Below are 20015 nucleotides of genomic sequence, written 5' to 3' on the forward strand. Positions count from 1 at the left end.
GAGACCGACTCAGATGTCGAGGAAGCGGACGTCCTTGGCGTTGCGCTGGATGAACTGGCGCCGGGCCTCGACGTCTTCACCCATGAGCACCGAGAACAGCTCGTCGGCCTGGGCGGCGTCGTCCAGCGTGACCTGGCCGAGGACGCGGTGGTCCTGGTCCATGGTCGTGATGCGCAGTTCCTCGGCGTTCATCTCGCCGAGACCCTTGAAGCGCTGGATCGAGTCCTCCCGGACGCGCTTGCCGTTCTGCCGGCCGAGCTCGATCAGGGCGTCGCGCTCACGGTCCGAGTACGCGTACTCGAAGTCGTCCCGGCCCCACTTGATCTTGTAGAGCGGCGGACGCGACAGGAAGACGTGCCCTGCCTCGACCAGCGGGCGCATGAAGCGGAAGAGGAAGGTCAGCAGCAGGGTGTTGATGTGCTGGCCGTCGACGTCGGCGTCCGCCATGAGGATGATCTTGTGATAGCGGAGCTTCTCGATGTCGAAGTCCTCGTGGACCCCGGTGCCGAAGGCGGAGATCAGCGCCTGGATCTCCTGGTTCTGCAGGATCTTGTCGATCCGCGCCTTCTCGACGTTGAGGATCTTGCCTCGGATCGGGAGGATCGCCTGGTACTGCGGGTTGCGGCCGGACTTGGCCGAGCCGCCGGCGGAGTCACCCTCGACGATGAAGATCTCGCACTTGATGGGGTCGTTCGACTGGCAGTCGCTCAGCTTGCCCGGCAGCGACGCCGTCTCCAGCAGGCCCTTGCGGCGGGTCAGGTCACGCGCCTTGCGGGCCGCCACGCGCGCGGTGGCCGCCTGGATGGACTTGCGGATGATGTCCGCGGCCTCGACCGGGTTGCGGTCGAGCCAGTCCGTCAGGTGCTCGTGGACGACCTTCTGCACGAAGGTCTTGGCCTCCGTGTTGCCCAGCTTGGTCTTGGTCTGGCCCTCGAACTGCGGCTCGCTCAGCTTGATCGAGATGATCGCGGTCAGACCCTCGCGGATGTCGTCACCCGTGAGGTTGTCGTCCTTCTCGCGGAGCAGCTTCTTGTCACGCGCGTAGCGGTTGATCAGACCGGTCATCGCGGCGCGGAAGCCCTCTTCGTGCGTCCCGCCCTCGTGCGTGTGGATGATGTTGGCGAAGGAGTACACACCCTCGCTGTAACCGCTGTTCCACTGCATCGCGACCTCGACGGACAGGAGCTTGTCCTTGTCCTCGGCCTCGAAGTCGATGACGGAGGGGTGCACCACGTCGCCCTTGCGGGAGTTGAGGTGCTTCACGAAGTCGACGATGCCGCCCTCGTAGTGGTACGAGACGGTCTTGACCTCGTGCTTCTCGTCCTCACCGGCCTCGTCCGCCCCGGCGGTGGCCTTCGCCGACTCGCGCTCGTCGGTGAGGTTGATCCGCAGACCCTTGTTGAGGAACGCCATCTCCTGGAAGCGCCGCGAGAGCGTCTCGAAGGAGTAGTGGGTGGTCTCGAAGATGTCCGGGTCGGCCCAGAAGGTGACCGAGGTGCCGTGCTCCTCCGTGGCCTCGTGCTGGGCGAGCGGGGCGGTCGGGACACCCAGCTTGTAGTCCTGCGTCCAGCGGTACCCGTCGGTCTTGACCTCGACGGCGACCTTCGTCGACAGGGCGTTCACCACGGAGACGCCGACGCCGTGCAGACCGCCGGAGACCGCGTAGCCGCCGCCGCCGAACTTGCCGCCCGCGTGCAGGACGGTCAGCACGACCTCGACGGCCGGCTTGCCCTCGGACGGGACGATGCCCACCGGGATGCCGCGGCCGTTGTCGACGACCCGGACACCGCCGTCGGGCAGGATCGTCACGTCGATGGTGTCCGCGTGGCCGGCCAGGGCCTCGTCGACGGAGTTGTCCACGACCTCCTGCACGAGGTGGTGCAGGCCGCGCTCACCGGTCGAGCCGATGTACATGCCGGGCCGCTTGCGGACCGCGTCCAGCCCTTCGAGGACGGTGATGGCACTGGCGTCGTACGCCGAGGGTGAGGCCTCGGCCGTTCCGGCCAGGGCCTCGGTGGACGGGATGTTCTCGTTGGGGTTGCCGGAATCGGCCACGAAGCGCCCTTTCTGGCACAGCACAGCCAGGCTCTTGGCGGGTTCGCCGGAGCGGCTGCGGCATGTTGCGGTGGAAGCCTTTGTCAGCGTTGCACAGTGTTTCCGAAGCGGTCCCCACGAATGGGGCGGGATTAGCTTCCAGTCTACCGGTAGCGCCGACAGTGATGGGGGTTTGCCGGTACCTGAGTCCGCATGTGCCGCCCTGAACCGGTCTCTCCCGACTCCCCATATGCGGAGCGGGGCTCCAAGAGGCTCACAGCGGCACTCAGCGCTTCCGGGTGTCAACCCTTTGCTACTCCCGGGTCAGGTCGCCGTTCGCATCCGCATGCGAAGGTCCACAGCGGAGCGCGAGGCATGGGCGCCCGATACCGGAAGGCTCCCCGACGAGGCTTTTGGGTGTGACTACGGTCACTCGTAGAAGTCGCCGGACCCGCTGCTTCGGGGCGCCCGCAACGGGCCGTAGCGGCGAGGAGCGCCGCCGGGCATCTGCACCCTGATCTGCCGGACCGTGCCGTGTCCCAGATCCTCGTTGAGCCGGGCGACCAGGTTCGGCGCGAGCCGGCGCACCTCGGTCGCCCACACCGGGGACTCGCACTGCACGATCAGGACGCGCTCGTCCTCGTCGTACTTGAGCGGTACGCACTGAGCGGCGAGCTTCTCGCCGACGATCTGCGGCCAACGCCCCATCACACCGCCCACCGCAGCGGGCGCCTCCCAGCCGCGCTCGGTGATCAGCCGGTTGATGGCCGGCCCGAGCGGCATGGGGTCGCGGCCGTCGGCACGCGCGCCGGAGCGCAGCCCACCGCCCCGCCGTGCCTGCTTCTGCTGCTGGGTGGCTTCGCCACGCGCGCGTGCGGCCTCCTTCGCGGCGCGCAGCGCCACGCGCGCGAGGTCCACACCGGAGGGCTCGGGTGTTCCCTCGGATCCGCTCATACGCGCTCCACCGTCCCGTCGGACACGGTGTACCGCGTCCCCGTCAGTACGTCCGGTACGTCGTCGTCGACCGCGGCGGTCACCAGGACCTGCTCGCCCGGCGCGACCAGCTCCGCCAGACGCTCCCGCCGCCGGGTGTCCAGCTCGGCGAAGACGTCGTCGAGGACCAGCACCGGCTCGTTGCCCTCGGCGCGCAGCAGGTCGTAGGAGGCGAGCCGGAGCGCCAGGGCGTACGACCAGGACTCGCCGTGGGAGGCGTAGCCCTTGGCCGGCAGCGGACCGAGCTTGAGGGTCACATCGTCCCGATGGGGTCCGACGAGCGTGACGCCCCGCTCGATCTCCTGCTTGCGGCTCTCCGTGAGGGCCGCCGTCAGCTGCTCGTACAGCTCCTCGCGCGCGTGCCCGACGAGGCCGGGCGAGGAGGGTTTGTACTCCAGTGCGATCGGGCCGCCGCCAGGTGCCAGCTGCTCGTAGGCCTTGTCGGCGAGCGGCTGGATCGCGGCGACCAGATCGAGGCGCTGGGCGAGCAGCTCGGCGCCCACGCGCGCGAGGTGCTGGTCCCAGACGTCGAGCGTGGACAGGTCCATGGAACGGCCGCCGTGCCGACGGGCCAACGCGGCCGTCTTGAGGAGGGTGTTGCGCTGCTTGAGGACGCGCTCGTAGTCGGAACGCACCCCGGCCATGCGCGGGGCCCGCGCGGTGATCAGTTCGTCGAGGAAGCGGCGCCGCTCACCGGGGTCGCCCTTGACCAGCGCGAGGTCCTCCGGCGCGAACAGCACCGTCCGCACGATGCCGAGCACATCGCGCGGCCTGACCTGCGAGGACCTGTTGATGCGGGCCCGGTTGGCCTTGCCGGGGTTCAGCTCCAGCTCGACCAGCTGCTGCCGTTCGCCCTGCCGCACCTGTGCCCGGATCACCGCGCGGTCGGCGCCCATGCGGACCAGGGGCGCGTCCGACGAGACCCGGTGGCTGCCGAGGGTCGCGAGATAGCCGACGGCCTCGACCAGGTTGGTCTTGCCCTGCCCGTTGGGGCCCACGAACGCGGTGACGCCCGGGTCGAGCGGGACCTCGACCCGGGCGTACGAGCGGAAGTCGGCCAGCGACAGGTGCGTGACGTGCATGGTCGGGTGCCGACCTCCCCCAGGGTTGTGGACCACCGTGCGGCCCTGTGGACGACTACTCGTCGACCGTAGTGTGTGTGCTGTCGTCTTCTGTGCCGTGCGGCGCTTCCGTGGGTTACTTCTTCTCGACCGCGTGGCCGCCGAACTGGTTCCGCAGCGCCGCGATCATCTTCATCTGCGGCGAGTCCTCCTGGCGCGACGCGAACCGCGCGAAGAGGGAGGCCGTGATCGCGGGCAGCGGCACGGCGTGGTCGATGGCGGCCTCCACGGTCCACCGGCCCTCGCCGGAGTCCTGCGCGAAGCCCCTCAGACCGTCCAGGTGCTCGTCCTCGTCGAGGGCGTTCACCGCCAGGTCGAGGAGCCAGGAGCGGATGACCGTGCCCTCCTGCCAGGAACGGAACACCTCGCGGACGTCCGTCACCGAGTCGACCTTCTCCAGGAGCTCCCAGCCCTCGGCATAGGCCTGCATCATCGCGTACTCGATGCCGTTGTGGACCATCTTCGCGAAGTGCCCGGCGCCGACCTTGCCGGCGTGCACCGCGCCGAGGTCGCCCTCGGGCTTCAGCGCGTCGAACACCGGTCGTACCTTGGCGACGTTCTCCGCGTCGCCGCCGTACATCAGCGCGTAGCCGTTCTCCAGGCCCCAGACGCCGCCGGAGACACCGCAGTCGACGAAGCCGATGCCCTTGGCCGCCAGTTCCTCGGCGTGCCTCTCGTCGTCGGTCCAGCGGGAGTTGCCGCCGTCGACGACGACGTCACCGGGCTCCAGCAGCTCGGCCAGCTCGTCGACGGTCGACTGGGTGGCGGCACCGGCAGGGACCATCACCCACACGACCCGCGGGCCCGCGAGCTTGCCCACAAGCTCTTCGAGGCTGTGGACATCGGCGAGATCCGGGTTCCGGTCGTATCCGATGACGGTGTGGCCCGCGCGGCGTATCCGCTCGCGCATGTTGCCGCCCATCTTGCCGAGGCCGACGAGACCGAGCTCCATCAGTTGTTCCTTAGGTTGCGACGTGGCAGGAGGGCACCTGAACTGCGTACCCACGCACGAGCCTAAACCCGGACGCTCACGCACACCTGTGGGCATACCCGCTCATAAGTACACCCCTACCTGCGGCTTCGTGCCGAGGGCCCGGTGATCCACCGGGCCCCACAGCGCTGTGGACAACCTCCGCGGCTCTGCCCCGGCGGTGCCCGGCCGGTCAGCCGCTGAGCCGCACCGGCATGATCAGGTACTTGTAGGCCTCGTCCGCCTCGGCGTCCACCGCAGGCTTGCCGCTGAGCAGCGCGGGCTTGGTGGACGTCGTGAACGACAGCTGGGCCACCGGGGAGTCGATGGCGCTCAGGCCGTCCAGCAGGAAGGTCGGGTTGAAGGCGATCGAGATGTCGTCACCGTCCAGCTGGGCGTCGACCCTCTCCACAGCCTGTGCGTCGTCGCTGGAGCCGGCCTCCAGGATCAGCACGCCCTGCTCGAAGCTCAGCCGCACCGGGGTGTTCCGCTCGGCGACCAGGGCGACACGCTTGACGGCCTCGACGAAGGGGGCGGTCTCGATGACGGCCACGCTGTTGAACTCCGTCGGGAACAGCGTGCGGTACTTCGGGAGGTCGCCCTCCAGCAGTCGCGTGGTGGTGCGCCGGCCCGCGCCCTCGAAACCGATCAGGCCCTCGCCGGAGCCCGAGCCGGAGAGCGCCAGGATGACGCTGTCGCCGCTCGTGAGGGCCTTGGCGGTGTCCAGGAGCGTCTTGGCGGGCACCAGGGCCACCGCGGACGCCTCGGGGTTCTCCGGCTTCCACAGGAACTCGCGGACCGCGAAGCGGTAGCGGTCGGTGGAGGCCAGCGTGACCGTGTCGCCCTCGATCTCGATGCGCACACCGGTGAGGACGGGCAGGGTGTCGTCGCGACCCGCGGCGATGGCCACCTGGGCGGCGGCGGAGGCGAAGACCTCGCCCGGGACGGTGCCCGTGGCGTTCGGCATCTGCGGCAGCGACGGGTACTCCTCCACAGGCAGTGTGTGGAGGGTGAACCGGGAGGAGCCGCACACCACCGTCGCCCGTACACCGTCTGTGGAGATCTCCACCGGGCGGTTGGGGAGGGCGCGGCAGATGTCGGCGAGAAGGCGGCCGGAGACGAGCACCGTGCCCTCCTCGTCGACCTCGGCCTCGACGGACACACGTGCGGAGACCTCGTAGTCGAAGCTGGAGAGGCTCAGCTGGCCTTCCTCGGCCTTCAGAAGGAGGCCGGCGAGGACCGGCGCCGGCGGACGGGCCGGGAGGCTACGCGCCGCCCAGGCAACTGCCTCCGCGAGTACGTCGCGTTCCACCCGGATCTTCACTGTTGCCGCCTCCTGCTGTTGCCGGCGCTTCTCGCCCTGCCTGGCTTCGTCGTCTGTCTCGGTGTCGCTGGCTCCTGTGACGGGAAGGACACCGGGGACCAGTCTGACGCACACCACTGACACTCGGAGCCTCTCGGGGTCAAGTCGTGACGAGGCGCGGTCAGGCAGCCAAGAGCGAGTTGTGCACAGGACCCACTTCGAAACGGATTCCCAGCTCTCTCTAGTTGGGAGTAGTAGTAGGGCCTGTGGAAACCGTGGATAACCCCGTTTTCGCAGCTCAGAAGGCAAATTTTGTCCACCGCGCCTGTGGGCGGAGGCGGTGGACAACCAGGGGTCTCTGTGGAGAACGGAAAGTTCTGCACACACCGTGCACAGCCCCGGGGCACTTCTCCCCAGCGGCGTCCCCAGGTTTACCCACCTTTCCCACAGGCCAACCAGGCAACTTCGTGTGACGCCTTTCACTCGACACGGTGAGGAGGCGCGTGGCCTTGCCGAACAGTGGACAGGCATGTGGAGAAGCCGGCGATCACTGGGGACAACCGGCCGGAGCCTGTGGGCTGTCGGTGGACAACTCCGTCCACAGTCTGTGGATCCCCGCTTCGTCCACAGCCTGTGGAGATCTTTCGTCCACGGATCCACAGGCGGTTGACCTGGCCCGATGATCTCTCAACAGCCCGCCCTGTGGACACGATCTGTATAACTTCCCGGTCCCCAGGGTGTGGACGGGAGAAAGTCCCCGAATCTGTGGAGGAAGGCCGTAACGTCGCAGGTAATCGAACACGCGATGACGGGACGGCGACGGCCTGGGCCGCCCCGCAGCGGGCCGAAGCCGTCGAGAAGGCGGGTGGAAACGGCCCGAGGGACGTGTGGAAGCGGCCCGAGAGCCGGATCGAAGCGGTCCGGCAGCCCGGTCGAGGCTGCCCGGGAACGCCGAAGGCGCCCTCGGGAACTCGTCCCGGGGCGCCCTCGGCGACGTACGACGGTGTACCGCGGCCGATGTCCGACGGCCCTGTCGGCCCTGTGTCGTCAGCCTGTGTCGTCAGCCGTTCTTGATGCGGTTCGTCAGCTCCGTCACCTGGTTGTAGATGGACCGGCGCTCGGCCATGAGCGCGCGGATCTTGCGGTCGGCGTGCATGACGGTGGTGTGGTCGCGGTTGCCGAACTGCGCGCCGATCTTGGGCAACGACAGGTCGGTCAGCTCGCGGCACAGATACATCGCGATCTGGCGGGCCGTGACGAGGGCCCGGCCGCGCGAGGTACCGCACAGGTCCTCGACGGTGAGCCCGAAGTAGTCGGCCGTCGCGCCCATGATCGCGGTGGCGGTGATCTCCGGGGACGCGTTCTCGCCGCCCGGGATCAGGTCCTTGAGGACGATCTCGGTCAGTCCCAGATCCACCGGCTGCCGGTTGAGCGACGCGAACGCCGTCACCCGGATCAGCGCGCCCTCCAGCTCACGGATGTTGCGCGAGATTCGGGAGGCGATGAACTCCAGTACCTCCGGCGGGGCGTTGAGCTGCTCCTGCACCGCCTTCTTACGGAGGATCGCGATCCTCGTCTCCAGCTCGGGCGGCTGGACGTCGGTGATCAGACCCCACTCGAAACGGTTCCGCAGCCGGTCCTCCAGGGTCACCAGCTGCTTGGGCGGCCGGTCGCTGGAGAGCACGATCTGCTTGTTCGCGTTGTGGAGCGTATTGAAGGTGTGGAAGAACTCCTCCTGCGTCGACTCCTTGTCCGCCAGGAACTGGATGTCGTCGACGAGCAGGATGTCCATCTCGCGGTACCGCTTGCGGAAGCTGTCGCCCTTGCCGTCGCGGATCGAGTTGATGAACTCGTTGGTGAACTCCTCCGAGCTCACGTACCGCACCCGCGTGCCCGGGTAGAGGCTGCGCGCGTAGTGCCCGATCGCGTGCAGCAGGTGCGTCTTGCCGAGGCCCGACTCCCCATAGATGAAGAGGGGGTTGTACGCCTTGGCCGGCGCCTCGGCCACCGCCACCGCGGCCGCGTGGGCGAAGCGGTTCGAGGCGCCGATGACGAAGGTGTCGAAGAGGTACTTCGGGTTCAGTCGGGCCGTCGGCTCACCCGGTCCGGGGGCCGGCGCCGGCTGCGCCGCCAGCGGGCCGGGCGCACTGCTGGCCGGCCCGCCCCGGTGCACGTGTCCTGAGCCGGGCGGCGGCTCGGGGAGCTTGCGCCGGTCCGGTCGCGGGTAGTCGGAGTCGCCACCGGGCCGGTCGTAGTCGGGGCGCCCGGAGTCGTACTCGGAGCGCTGGTCGTACGGTGGCCGGTCCATCGGCTGCGAGCGGTAGTCCGACGACGGCGAAGCGTAGGGGTCCCGCTCGGGGAACCCGAGTCTCTGCTGCTGCCAGCCGTAGTCGTCCTGCGACGGCCGCGGCCAGGCACCCGGCTCGGGCCGCTGGTACTCGGACGGGTACGCGGGCCGCGCCGTCGGAAGCTGGTCCGAGCGGCCCGGGGGCATCTGGTCCGTGCGCGGGGGCGGCAGCAGGTCGCCGGGACCGCCGCCCAGCTGTTCGCCACGCCCCGGGCCGCGGTCGTCGGCCCGGTGGCGTCCGTACCCCTCGTAGGGGTCGCGCCCCTGGCTGTCGTATCCGTTCGGGTTGTCGTACGTGCCCTGCTTCTCGTATCCGCCGCGCGCCTCGCGCCCCGGGCCGTCGTACGCGTCCCTGCCGTCGTACGACTCGCGGTTCTGGGCCGGGACGGAGGGGAGCTCGGCCTCGTCGAAGCGGTGCTGCACCGGCGGGGGCGGGGGCTCGCCGACGGAGCTGTCGACGGTGATCGCGATACGGATCGGACGGCCGCACTCCCGGCTCAGGGTCTCGCTGACGATCGGCGCGAGCCGGCCCTCTAGTACGCCCTTCGCGAACTCGTTCGGGACGGCGAGAAGTGCCGTGTCCGCGACCAGGGCGAGGGGCTGGCAGCGCTTGATCCAGCGCTCGTCCTTGACCTCGACGCCTTGGCCCTGGCCCTCACCCAGGAGCTTTTCCAGTACGCGTGGCCACACTGCGGCAAGATCGGCAGGTACGTCAGCCACAGGGCACGCTCTCTCACAGGTCCCACGAACGTGTGGTTCTGGGACAGGTCGGTTTGGAACTCGGGTGGGGCACTCGGAACGAGCTGCTGGTGGGCGGGTCGGGTCCCCACAGCCAAAGGAAAGGGAATGAATCGGAGTTCAGTCACGGTAGTCACGGCGACCGGTACGGTTCAAGTTGTTGTCCCCAGCCTGTGGATAGTGTCTCCTGGTGATCTCTGGTTTGACCGGATGGCGTAGCCGCGCGTACCGTAACCAGGTCGAGTTGTCGATGGCTGCTGCCGCCTGCCTCCGATGGGCACAGGTCACTTCAGGTGATCGGACAGCGGTGCACTCGGGCGTTGAGCGAGCTACTCGTGGGCGCACGGTGACAGCCAGGACGGCACCCGCAAACACCGATTTCTTTCTGGAGCCCCCGAGTGAGCAAGCGCACCTTCCAGCCGAACAACCGTCGTCGCGCGAAGACCCACGGCTTCCGCCTGCGGATGCGTACCCGTGCCGGTCGCGCGATTCTCGCGAACCGCCGCAGCAAGGGTCGCGCCAGCCTGTCCGCCTGATCCCGATCAGGTCATGACGTCGTGCTGCCTACCGAGCATCGGCTGAGGCGGCGCGAGGACTTCGCGACCGCGGTACGACGAGGACGCCGGGCCGGCCGCCCTCTCCTCGTCGTTCACCTACGTAGCGGTGCCACGGACCCGCACGCGCCTGGGGAGAGCGCTCCCCCGACGCGTGCGGGTTTCGTCGTGAGCAAGGCCGTCGGTGGTTCGGTCGTGCGCAACAAGGTGAAGCGCAGGCTTCGCCATCTGATGCGCGATCGAGTCGCCCTGTTTCCCCCCGGTAGCCTGGTAGTCGTACGAGCGCTGCCCGGAGCGGGTGACGCCGACCACGTACAACTGGCCCAAGACCTGGATGCCGCCATAGGGCGGCTGCTGGGAGGGGGCGCACGATGAAGTACCCGCTGCTGGCGCTGATCAAGCTGTACCAGTGGACGATCAGTCCACTGCTCGGCCCGGTGTGCAAGTACTACCCGTCGTGCTCCCACTACGGCTACACGGCCATCGACCGGCACGGCGCGATCAAGGGAACGGCACTCACCGCCTGGCGCATCCTGCGGTGCAATCCGTGGTCGCTCGGCGGTGTGGACCACGTCCCGCCGCGCAAGCGCCCACGGTGGCACGAGATGTTGCGTGGCGCCTGGCGTGCACGCAAGGGCGGGACCTCCGCCGCTGAACCGGCCACCGAGGGGCATGTCTCCTCGGGCCCGGCCGCAGAGACCCCGTCCCATGCCCAAGGAGCATGATTAGTGGACACGATTGCCAGCCTCTTCAGCTTCATCACGACACCTGTCTCCTGGGTCATCGTCCAGTTCCACGCGGTGTACGGCGCCCTTTTCGGCCCTGACACCGGCTGGGCCTGGGGCCTGTCCATCGTGTCCTTGGTGATCCTGATCCGTATCTGTCTGATCCCGCTCTTCGTGAAGCAGATCAAGGCGACCCGGGCCATGCAGACGCTGCAGCCCGAGATGAAGAAGATCCAGGAGCGCTACAAGAACGACAAGCAGCGCCAGTCCGAAGAGATGATGAAGCTGTACAAGGAGACGGGCACCAACCCGCTCTCCTCGTGCCTTCCCATCCTGGCGCAGTCGCCGTTCTTCTTCGCCCTGTACCACGTGCTCAACAGCATCGCGAACAACGACACCATCGGTGTCATCAACGAGAGCCTGCTGGAGAGCGCGCAGAAGGCGCACATCTTCGGTGCCCCCCTCGCCGCGACCTTCACGGACTCCGCCGCTGACGCCGCCGCGCTCGACGCCTCGATCACCACGGTCCGGATCGTCACCGCGATCATGATCGTCCTGATGTCGGCGTCGCAGTTCTACACGCAGCGTCAGCTGATGACGAAGAACGTCGACACCACGGTGAAGACGCCGTTCATGCAGCAGCAGAAGATGCTGATGTACGTCTTCCCGATCATGTTCGCCGTCTTCGGCATCAACTTCCCGGTCGGTGTCCTCGTCTACTGGCTGACCACCAACGTGTGGACCATGGGCCAGCAGATGTACGTCATCCACAACAACCCGACCCCGGGTTCCAAGGCGCAGGCGGCCTACCTGGAGCGCCTCGCCAAGCACGTCACACGGCACGGCAAGACCCGCAACCGTCGTGAGCGCGCCATCGTCAAGGCGATCGTCGCCAAGGGCCGTGACCGCAACGAGTACGAGCGGAAGTTCATCACCGGCCTGGGCAAGGAGGGCCTCGCGGCCCAGAGCGACGGCACCGTGATCCAGAGCGAGGCCTCGGCCGTCGCCACGGCCGAGGACGGTACGTCGGCGACCCCGAAGCGTCAGCAGCCCAAGCGCCAGTCCAAGGCCCAGCGTCAGTCCGGTGGTGTGAAGGCCGCCGACGACATCGAGCCGAAGCCCGAGCCCACCTCGCTGACCAAGTCGGACGAGCCGGAGGACGCCAAGCCAGAGGACGCCAAGCCGGCGGCCGCTGCCAAGAAGGCCGCGCCCAAGCCCGGTGCCGGCGGCCGCAGCAAGGCTCAGTCCGGTCAGCGCAAGGGTCAGCAGCGCCCCAAGTCCCCGTCCAAGAAGTAAGAAGGAGTCCATCCCGTGACGGAAGGCACCACCTCCGCCGCCTCCGAGGGTGGCGACACCCTCACCCGCCTGGAGCAGGAGGGTGAGATCGCGGCGGACTACCTGGAAGGTCTGCTGGACATCGCCGACCTCGACGGCGACATCGACATGGACGTCGAGGCCGACCGTGCCTCTGTCTCGATCATCAGCGACTCCGGTAGCCGCGATCTCAGCAAGCTCGTCGGTCGCGAGGGCGAGGTGCTCGAGGCTCTCCAGGAGCTCACGCGCCTGGCCGTGCACCGTGAGACGGGCGACCGCAGCCGTCTGATGCTGGACATCGCGGGCTACCGGGCCAAAAAGCGCGCCGAGCTCTCCGAGCTGGGTGCCAAGGCGGCGGCCGAGGCCAAGAGCACCGGCGAGCCGATCAAGCTACAGCCGATGACGCCCTTCGAGCGCAAGGTCGTGCACGACGCGGTCAAGTCCGCCGGTCTGCGCAGCGAGTCCGAGGGCGAGGAGCCGCAGCGCTTCGTCGTCGTCCTGCCTGCCTGATTCGGTACGCACGCTTCTCCGGCCCCGTCTGCCTGCAGGCGGGGCCGGACTTTGTCAGCCTGTTGTTCTGGTGTCAGCGCCCAGTGCGCTCTTGCGGTACGGAAGGACGGTCCCCGTGACGGAGGCAGCGGAGCTCCCCCCTGCGCCCGAGCAGGCGCGCGACGTATTCGGAGATCGCTACGCGGACGCGGTCCGATACGCCGAGCTCCTGGCCGAGGCGGGAGTGCAGCGCGGACTTATCGGCCCGCGCGAGGTACCCCGTCTGTGGGAGAGGCATCTGCTGAACTGCGCGGTGCTCTCCGAGGTCGTGCCCGAGGGGGTGACGGTGTGCGATGTCGGTTCCGGTGCCGGCCTGCCCGGTATTCCGCTGGCCCTCGTCCGGGAGGATCTGAAGATCACGCTGCTGGAGCCTCTGCTGCGGCGCACGAACTTTTTGACCGAGGTGGTCGAGCTTCTGGGCCTGGACCATGTGACCGTGGTCCGTGGCCGGGCCGAGGAAGTCCTCGGGACGCTGCAGCCGGTCCATGTGGTGACGGCGCGAGCGGTGGCCCCACTGGACCGACTGGCCGGCTGGGGCATTCCGCTGCTGCGCCCGTACGGAGAGATGCTGGCGCTCAAGGGTGACACCGCGGAGGAGGAGCTGAAGGCCGCAGCCACCGCCCTCAGTAAGCTCGGTGCTGTGGAGACGTCCATCCACCATGTGGGCGAAGGGGTCGTCGATCCGCTGTCCACAGTCGTCCGTGTGGAGGTCGGGGAGAGCCCGGGTGGTGTGCGTTTCGCGGCGAAGCGCGCGAAGGCGGCTCGGACAGGACGGGTACGGCGTCGCCGCTAGGCATCGATCTGGACGGTCGCTGATCCGTCCTGACGATCAGTCGTACTCCACACAAGCCTCCATACCTATGCGTCTCGGAGTGTCGCGCGGGCGCGGCCTGTGCAGCTGGGCATCGTGTTTCACGTGAAACGTCGCTCACTGCTGCACGGCATCATCAGTCGTGGCCGCGCCGCGGCCGAACCGCGCGACCGGAAGCCTCTCGGGTCACTCGGAGAGGTAACGGAGTTTTCCACAGAGGTGGAATTCTCCACAGAACACCAGGCCTCACTGGTTCACGACCCCGAAGGCATGGGAGGCTCTGTTCATTGCGAGCCTGAAGTCGAGGAGAGTGAATCCTTGCGGTCCGACGCCAACATCGCGGGACCGATGACCGATCCGGTCCCCGGTCCCCGTACCGAGTCGATGGGGGAGGATGTTTCACGTGAAACACCGCCCCCGATGGACGACACTCCCATCGGTCGTGCTGCCCAACTGGCGGTAGAGGCTCTGGGCCGCGCCGGTGAGGGACTGCCTCGGCCCGAGCAGACCCGAGTCATGGTCGTCGCCAACCAGAAGGGCGGCGTCGGAAAGACCACGACGACGGTCAACCTCGCCGCTTCGCTGGCTCTGCACGGTGCCCGTGTCCTCGTGGTCGACCTAGATCCACAGGGCAACGCGTCCACCGCGCTCGGTATCGACCACCACGCCGAGGTGCCGTCCATCTATGACGTGCTGATCGACAGTAAGCCGCTGTCGGAAGTCGTCCAGCCTGTTCCCGATGTCGAGGGTCTCTTCTGTGCCCCCGCCACGATCGATCTCGCCGGTGCGGAGATCGAGCTGGTGTCGCTGGTGGCACGAGAGAGCCGACTGCAGCGAGCGATTCAGGCGTACGAGCAGCCCCTGGACTACATCCTCATCGACTGCCCGCCTTCGCTCGGTCTTCTGACGGTGAACGCATTGGTCGCCGGCCAGGAAGTCCTCATCCCGATCCAGTGCGAGTACTACGCACTGGAGGGCCTCGGTCAGCTGCTTCGCAATGTCGACCTGGTACGGGGGCACCTCAACCCCGTCCTCCATGTGTCGACCATCCTGCTCACCATGTACGACGGCCGGACCCGCCTGGCGTCCCAGGTTGCCGACGAGGTGCGCACCCACTTCGGCGAAGAGGTGTTGCGGACGAGCATTCCCCGCTCGGTCCGGATCTCCGAGGCGCCGAGCTATGGGCAGACGGTGCTGACTTACGATCCAGGATCGAGCGGTGCCCTCTCCTATCTTGAGGCGGCACGAGAAATCGCACTGAGGGGTGTGGGCGTCGGGTACGACCCGACGCACGCGCACATCGGTGCTCAGAACAATCCGAGTGTGGTGGAGGGGATCCAGTGAGTGATCGACGGAGGGGGTTGGGCCGTGGTCTCGCCGCACTGATCCCAGCGGCCGCGACGGGCGAGAAGGAGGCACCGACGGCTGCTGCACCCGCTGCCGCGTCATCGCCGTCTGTCTTCACCCCTGAACGAGGGATGGCGGCTTCGAAGCTGGCCACGCTCCCGCCTGTTTCACGTGAAACAGAGGAGCTGTCGCCGAATGCCGCGGCCGACCTGCCTGCGGCGCCTGTCGGCGCCTACTTCGCCGAGCTGCCTCTCGACTCCATCACCCCGAACCCGCGCCAGCCCCGCGAGGTGTTCGACGAGGATCTCCTCCAGGAACTCGTCACCTCCATCAAGGAGGTCGGCCTTCTCCAGCCCATCGTCGTACGGCAGGTGGGCCCCGCCCGCTACGAGCTCATCATGGGTGAGCGGCGCTGGCGCGCCTGCCATGAGGCAGAGCTCGACGCGATCCCGGCGATCGTACGGGCGACGGACGACGAGAAGCTTCTGCTGGACGCGCTTCTCGAGAACCTGCACCGCGCCCAGCTGAACCCGCTGGAAGAGGCCTTCGCGTACGACCAGCTGCTCAAGGACTTCCACTGCACGCATGACCAGCTGGCCGACCGAATCGGCCGCTCGCGCCCGCAGGTCTCCAACACTCTGCGTCTGCTGAAGCTTTCGGCGGCGGTTCAGCGCCGTGTGGCAGCGGGTGTCCTCTCGGCCGGGCACGCGCGGGCGTTGCTCTCCGTCGAGGACTCGGAGGAGCAGGACAAGCTGGCTCACCGCATTGTGGCCGAGGGCCTCTCGGTGCGAGCGGTCGAAGAGATCGTCACCCTGATGGGATCGCGACCGAAGAGCGCCACACGGTCCAAGGGCCCACGGGCCGGCTCCGTGCCGTCCCCGGCGCTCGGCGAGCTCGCGACCCGACTCTCGGATCGCTTCGAGACGCGTGTGAAGATCGACCTGGGGCAGAAGAAGGGCAAGATCACCGTGGAGTTCGCCTCCACGGAGGACCTGGAGCGGATCCTGAGCACGCTCGCTCCCGGCGAGAAGCTCGCTCTGCAGCGGAGTCTCCTGGACGACGACTCGGAGGAGTCGGAGGCCTGACCCTCTGATTCGCAGGACGGCCTTCGGCTCGTCGACCGCATGAGCGGGCTGTGTCCGGTATACAACGGACACAGCCCGCTCTTTGCTGTGGGGCGGTATCTAGGTAATCGCATCGTGGATACGATGCGTTCGGGTATGGCGCATCGACCTGGCGGATCTTTGTGGAGAGGCGGGCCATGCGAACCGTGAGCCGTTCCGGACTGGTGACCGCAGGCCTGGGACTGGGTGCCGTCGGCGGATTCGTCGGCAGTCTGCTCAGGGAGCGGAGCGCTCTGACAGCCGCTCGCGACGCTGCGGGCGAGGGAAGCGAGGATCAGCCTTCATGGGGCGTCGGCTCGTACCGCTCACGCTGGACAACCTTCAGGACCTTCCCAAGCGCTGTCGCTCGTGTGTCTTCTGGGAGTTGGACCCAGTCAGCGGCGAAGCCGCGGTAAAGGCGGGCACTCCCGCTCTTGAGAAGGAAGCATGGATCTCAGCCGTCCTGCTGGACTGGGGGTCCTGTGGTCGGGTCGTCTACGTGGACGAGGTACCGGTGGGCTTCGTGATGTACGCGCCTCCGGCCTATGTGCCCCGCTCCACGGCTTTCCCCACGAGCCCGGTCTCCCCTGACGCCGTCCAGTTGATGACGGCCTTCATCATGCCGGGCTACCAGGGTCAGGGGTTGGGTCGTGTGATGGTTCAGACGGTGGCCAAGGATCTGCTGAGGCGGGGCTTCAAGGCGATCGAGGCCTTCGGGGACGCCAACTGGAAGGAACCGGCGTGTGTGCTTCCCGCCGACCATCTGACGGCCGTGGGCTTCAAGACGGTGCGGCCCCACCCCGCCCACCCTCGGCTGCGGCTGGAGCTGCGGACGACGCTCTCCTGGAAAGAGGATGTCGAACTGGCGCTGGATCGGCTTCTGGGAGCCGTGCAGAAGGAGCCCGTGCTGCGACCGCTCTAAGCGAAAGGGCCGACCCTTAAGGGTCGGCCCTTTCGTGTTTCACGTGAAACATCACTCGGCGATGAAGTCCTCGAGGTCACGCACGATCGCGGCCTTGGGCTTGGCGCCGACGATGGTCTTGGCGACCTCGCCACCCTGGTAGACGTTCAGCGTCGGGATGGACATGACGCCGTACTTGGCAGCCGTGGCCGGGTTCTCGTCGATGTTGAGCTTGACGATCTCGATCTTGTCGCCGTACTCCTGGGAGATCGCTTCGAGGGACGGCGCGATCTGGCGGCACGGGCCGCACCAGGCGGCCCAGAAGTCCACCAGGACGGGCTTGTCGTTCTTGAGGACGTCCTGCTCGAAGGAGTCGTCGGTCACGTTCTTCAGAGTGCCGGCCACTGAGGGCTCCTAACTGGTTGGTGCGGTGGGGCGGACGGGGGTCAGACGGTGGTCTTCTCGGGCTCGGCGGCCTGGTCGCCGTCTGCGAGAGCGGCGAGGAAACGCTCGGCGTCGAGGGCGGCGGAGCACCCGGTGCCGGCCGCGGTGATCGCCTGGCGGTAGGTGTGGTCGACGACGTCGCCGGCGCCGAAGACACCGGTCAGGTTCGTCCGGGTCGACGGGGCCTCCACCTTCAGGTAGCCCTCGTCATCCAGGTCGAGCTGACCCTTGAAGAGCTCGGTACGCGGGTCGTGGCCGATCGCGATGAACAGGCCGGTCACCGGCAGCTCGGACGTCTCGCCCGTCTTGAGGTTGCGCAGCTTCAGACCGGCGAGCTTCTGGTCGCCCTGGATCTCGGCGACCTCGCTGTCCCAGACGAAGGAGATCTTCGGGTCGGCGAACGCACGCTCCTGCATGGCCTTGGAGGCGCGCAGGGTGTCCCGGCGGTGGACGATGGTCACGGACTTGGCGAACCGCGAGAGGAAGGTGGCCTCCTCCATGGCGGTGTCGCCGCCGCCGATCACGGCGATGTCCTGGTCCTTGAAGAAGAACCCGTCACAGGTGGCGCACCAGGAGACACCGCGGCCGGAGAGCGCGTCCTCGTTGGGGAGCCCGAGCTTGCGGTGCTGGGAACCCGTGGTGACGATGACGGCCCTGGCGCGGTGCACCGTGCCCGCAGTGTCCGTGACGGTCTTGATCTCGCCGCTCAGGTCGACGTCGACGATGTCGTCCGGAATGAGCTCCGCACCGAAGCGCTCGGCCTGAGCCCGCATGTTGTCCATGAGGTCGGGGCCCATGATGCCGTCCCGGAAGCCCGGGAAGTTCTCCACATCGGTGGTGTTCATCAGCGCGCCGCCTGCGGTGACGGCGCCCTCGAACACCAGCGGCTTCAGCGACGCGCGCGCGGTGTAGAGCGCCGCCGTGTAGCCGGCGGGCCCGGAGCCGATGATGATCACGTTACGGACGTCGCTCACGGCTTGATTCCTCGTCTCTGGAGACTGCTGCGTACTGCCGGTGGGAGCTGCTCTCGAAACTCTCACCCCACCCAACGGATCCTAAGGGGCGCGCATTCCCGGTGTGTCCGGGCACACGGAGGTGCGACGCCGCCACAGGAGATGCCGGAGGTGGCTCAGCGCGGGAGACAGTGCTCAGGGACGGGCGTAAACGTGTTTGACGAGAACGGCGCCGACAGGATCCGACGCCTTCTTCAAGCATGAGGCGTCGACGACGTAGGCGGTGACGCGTGCGTCGTCGGAGCGGTCGGGCAGCAGCACGAGGTACGCGTCGGCTCCCTGGTAGGTACCCGGCTCGGAAGCGATCGCACCCGTGGTGTCCCCGATGCCCTTGGCGATGCAGTCGGGCACGTCGGGGGCGAAGAACGTCTTGGTGCCCTTGTCCGGGGCCGTCGCGGTCCCGAAGGGCTCCTTATCGCCCGTGCTTCCACTCTCCGTCTTGGTCAGGAGGTCTTCGACCCGCTTCTCCAACTTGACGCCGGAGAAGGTCTCGGAAGCACTGGCCGGAGGGCTGTCGTCGTCACCGAGCGACTGGACGAGAACAGCACCGAGGCCCAGCGCGGCGATCGCGAAGACGGCACCGATGGCCGTCCGGCGGCGGTTGCGCCGCTTCTGACTCGTCCTGCCCGGGCCGGTGGACGCGCGTGGACGACCGGCGGGGCGGTCTGCGGCCGACGATGTTTCACGTGAAACATGCGCGCCGTTCTCGCTCGCAGCGATGCGCGAGGCAGCGGCGAGCTCGTCGGTCGCCTCGCTTGTGGGTCCCGTGGCGTTCAGCAGAGCCTCTGCGGCCAGAGCGGCGTCGATCCTTCCCGCTACGTCGTCGGGCATGCGGGGAGGCCCTGGCAGGGTGCCGAGGAGACCACGGATCTCCTCCAGCGAGGCATAGACGTCGGAGCAGAGAGGGCATTCGGCCAGGTGCTGACGGACGCCCGCAGTGCGGGAAGGAGGAAGGAGTCCCTCGCTGAGGTCGGAGATCTCCGTGACCTCCGGGTGCCCGGCCGTGTCGGTCGTGGATGTCACGCTCGCCCACCTCCGCCCTTCACAGCTGCTGAATCGCTTGGCCCTGCATCGTGTGCTCCCGCTGCGGGTGGGACGGATGTCCCCTGCGCCCGGTTCCTTCCGCGCCCCGACTTTTTGCCGCCCTCCCCCTCGCCCTCCGCACGGAGATGAGTCAGGAGCGGCAGAAGTCTGGCTCTGCCACGGGCGCAGCGGCTCTTCACCGTGCCGGTCGGCACATCGAGGATGCGTGCGGCCTCCGCCACCGGGTAACCCTGCATGTCCACCAGGACGAGCGCCGCCCGCTGGTCCTTCGGCAGGGTGCTCAGGGCCTCCAGCAGCTGGCGGTGCAGATCATTGCGCTCGGCCGGAGCGGACGCCGATTCGTACGGCTCCAGGAGCTGCTCCAGGCGCTCGGTGTCGTCGACGGGCGACGTCTTGCGGGACGCCGCCTTGCGGGCGCGGTCCAGGCAGGCGTTCACCGTGATGCGGTGCAGCCAGGTCGTGACGGCCGACTGGCCACGGAAGGTGTGGGCGGCCCGGTAGGCGGACACCAGGGCGTCCTGGACGGCGTCGGCGGCTTCCTCGCGGTCTCCCAGGGTGCGCAGCGCCACCGCCCAGAGGCGGTCCCGGTGCCGCCGCACGAGTTCGCTGAAGGCGTCGGCGTCCCCCTCCACGTGCCGGGCCAGGAGATCCTGATCGCTCGCCTCGCTGTGGTCAGCGCTGTGCGCCATCGGACCCCCTCCCGT

At 68.0% G+C, this 20015-nt stretch carries 19 protein-coding genes; 9 read left to right on the forward strand and 10 right to left on the reverse strand.

All coding sequences use genetic code 11. The annotated features are described in order from the left end of the window. Positions 1 to 9: 9 nt before the first annotated feature. The 6 genes from gyrB to dnaA form a co-directional block, all read right to left on the reverse strand. Positions 10 to 2079: a DNA topoisomerase (ATP-hydrolyzing) subunit B gene (gene gyrB / locus ACZ52C_RS11650; RefSeq protein ID WP_469074534.1), complete on the reverse strand. Its 2070-nt coding sequence runs from the start codon at positions 2077 to 2079 to the stop codon at positions 10 to 12. Between the two features lie 384 nt (positions 2080 to 2463). Continuing rightward, entirely contained in the window at positions 2464 to 2988 is a 525-nt protein-coding gene (locus tag ACZ52C_RS11655) for a DciA family protein (RefSeq protein WP_469074535.1), read from the reverse strand. Further along, a complete protein-coding gene (gene recF / locus ACZ52C_RS11660) occupies positions 2985 to 4109 on the reverse strand; it encodes a DNA replication/repair protein RecF (RefSeq protein ID WP_469074536.1) in 1125 nt (374 codons plus the stop codon). Before recF ends, ACZ52C_RS11655 begins: the two co-directional genes overlap by 4 nt. Positions 4110 to 4224: 115 nt before the next feature. Beyond that, positions 4225 to 5100 (reverse strand): phosphogluconate dehydrogenase (NAD(+)-dependent, decarboxylating), encoded by an 876-nt coding sequence (gene gnd / locus ACZ52C_RS11665; RefSeq protein WP_469074537.1) that lies wholly within the window; start codon positions 5098 to 5100, stop codon positions 4225 to 4227. A gap of 211 nt (positions 5101 to 5311) precedes the next feature. Next, entirely contained in the window at positions 5312 to 6442 is a 1131-nt protein-coding gene (gene dnaN, locus ACZ52C_RS11670) for a DNA polymerase III subunit beta (protein WP_045558515.1), read from the reverse strand. A 1039-nt stretch (positions 6443 to 7481) separates the two neighbouring features. Continuing rightward, positions 7482 to 9488, reverse strand: a complete 2007-nt coding sequence (dnaA, locus tag ACZ52C_RS11675; RefSeq protein WP_469074538.1) for a chromosomal replication initiator protein DnaA — start codon at positions 9486 to 9488, stop codon at positions 7482 to 7484. Positions 9489 to 9904: 416 nt separating this feature from the next. Here dnaA and rpmH point away from each other — a divergent pair, with 416 nt between their 5' ends. From rpmH to ACZ52C_RS11720, 9 genes are all read left to right on the forward strand, one after another. Then, positions 9905 to 10042, forward strand: coding sequence for a 50S ribosomal protein L34 (rpmH, locus tag ACZ52C_RS11680; protein WP_005482975.1), 138 nt, complete (start codon positions 9905 to 9907; stop codon positions 10040 to 10042). A gap of 21 nt (positions 10043 to 10063) precedes the next feature. Next, a complete protein-coding gene (rnpA, locus tag ACZ52C_RS11685; RefSeq protein WP_078853524.1) occupies positions 10064 to 10435 on the forward strand; it encodes a ribonuclease P protein component in 372 nt (123 codons plus the stop codon). After that, positions 10432 to 10785, forward strand: coding sequence for a membrane protein insertion efficiency factor YidD (gene yidD, locus ACZ52C_RS11690; protein ID WP_086797709.1), 354 nt, complete (start codon positions 10432 to 10434; stop codon positions 10783 to 10785). The genes rnpA and yidD overlap by 4 nt, the downstream gene beginning before the upstream one ends. A gap of 3 nt (positions 10786 to 10788) precedes the next feature. Next, a complete protein-coding gene (gene yidC, locus ACZ52C_RS11695; protein ID WP_469074539.1) occupies positions 10789 to 12081 on the forward strand; it encodes a membrane protein insertase YidC in 1293 nt (430 codons plus the stop codon). Positions 12082 to 12096: 15 nt separating this feature from the next. Further along, positions 12097 to 12609, forward strand: a complete 513-nt coding sequence (locus ACZ52C_RS11700) for a Jag family protein (protein WP_469074540.1) — start codon at positions 12097 to 12099, stop codon at positions 12607 to 12609. A 115-nt stretch (positions 12610 to 12724) separates the two neighbouring features. Continuing rightward, positions 12725 to 13441 carry a 16S rRNA (guanine(527)-N(7))-methyltransferase RsmG gene (gene rsmG, locus ACZ52C_RS11705; RefSeq protein ID WP_469074541.1) on the forward strand — a complete coding sequence of 239 codons (717 nt, stop codon included), beginning with the start codon at positions 12725 to 12727 and terminating at the stop codon, positions 13439 to 13441. A 288-nt stretch (positions 13442 to 13729) separates the two neighbouring features. After that, the gene (locus tag ACZ52C_RS11710) at positions 13730 to 14803 is read left to right on the forward strand and encodes a ParA family protein (protein WP_469074795.1); all 1074 of its coding nucleotides are present in this window, start codon (positions 13730 to 13732) and stop codon (positions 14801 to 14803) included. After that, on the forward strand, positions 14800 to 15891 hold the full coding sequence (locus ACZ52C_RS11715) for a ParB/RepB/Spo0J family partition protein (RefSeq protein WP_469074542.1): 1092 nt from the start codon (positions 14800 to 14802) through the stop codon (positions 15889 to 15891). Before ACZ52C_RS11710 ends, ACZ52C_RS11715 begins: the two co-directional genes overlap by 4 nt. 322 nt (positions 15892 to 16213) lie before the next feature. Continuing rightward, positions 16214 to 16831, forward strand: a complete 618-nt coding sequence (locus ACZ52C_RS11720) for a GNAT family N-acetyltransferase (RefSeq protein ID WP_469074543.1) — start codon at positions 16214 to 16216, stop codon at positions 16829 to 16831. A 51-nt stretch (positions 16832 to 16882) separates the two neighbouring features. On the opposite strand, the gene trxA is transcribed toward ACZ52C_RS11720, so the two are convergent. The 4 genes from trxA to sigM all read right to left on the reverse strand — a co-directional run bounded on the left by trxA (position 16883) and on the right by sigM (position 20000). Continuing rightward, positions 16883 to 17215 carry a thioredoxin gene (gene trxA / locus ACZ52C_RS11725; protein WP_469074544.1) on the reverse strand — a complete coding sequence of 111 codons (333 nt, stop codon included), beginning with the start codon at positions 17213 to 17215 and terminating at the stop codon, positions 16883 to 16885. 41 nt (positions 17216 to 17256) lie between these two features. After that, complete coding sequence (gene trxB / locus ACZ52C_RS11730; RefSeq protein ID WP_469074545.1) at positions 17257 to 18228, reverse strand: thioredoxin-disulfide reductase; 972 nt, start codon at positions 18226 to 18228, stop codon at positions 17257 to 17259. A gap of 174 nt (positions 18229 to 18402) precedes the next feature. Continuing rightward, a complete protein-coding gene (locus ACZ52C_RS11735) occupies positions 18403 to 19290 on the reverse strand; it encodes an anti-sigma factor family protein (protein WP_469074546.1) in 888 nt (295 codons plus the stop codon). Continuing rightward, positions 19287 to 20000: an RNA polymerase sigma factor SigM gene (gene sigM / locus ACZ52C_RS11740; protein WP_469074547.1), complete on the reverse strand. Its 714-nt coding sequence runs from the start codon at positions 19998 to 20000 to the stop codon at positions 19287 to 19289. Before sigM ends, ACZ52C_RS11735 begins: the two co-directional genes overlap by 4 nt. Positions 20001 to 20015 lie beyond the last annotated feature (15 nt).

This window comes from Streptomyces sp. NPDC034049, from assembly GCF_055575575.1.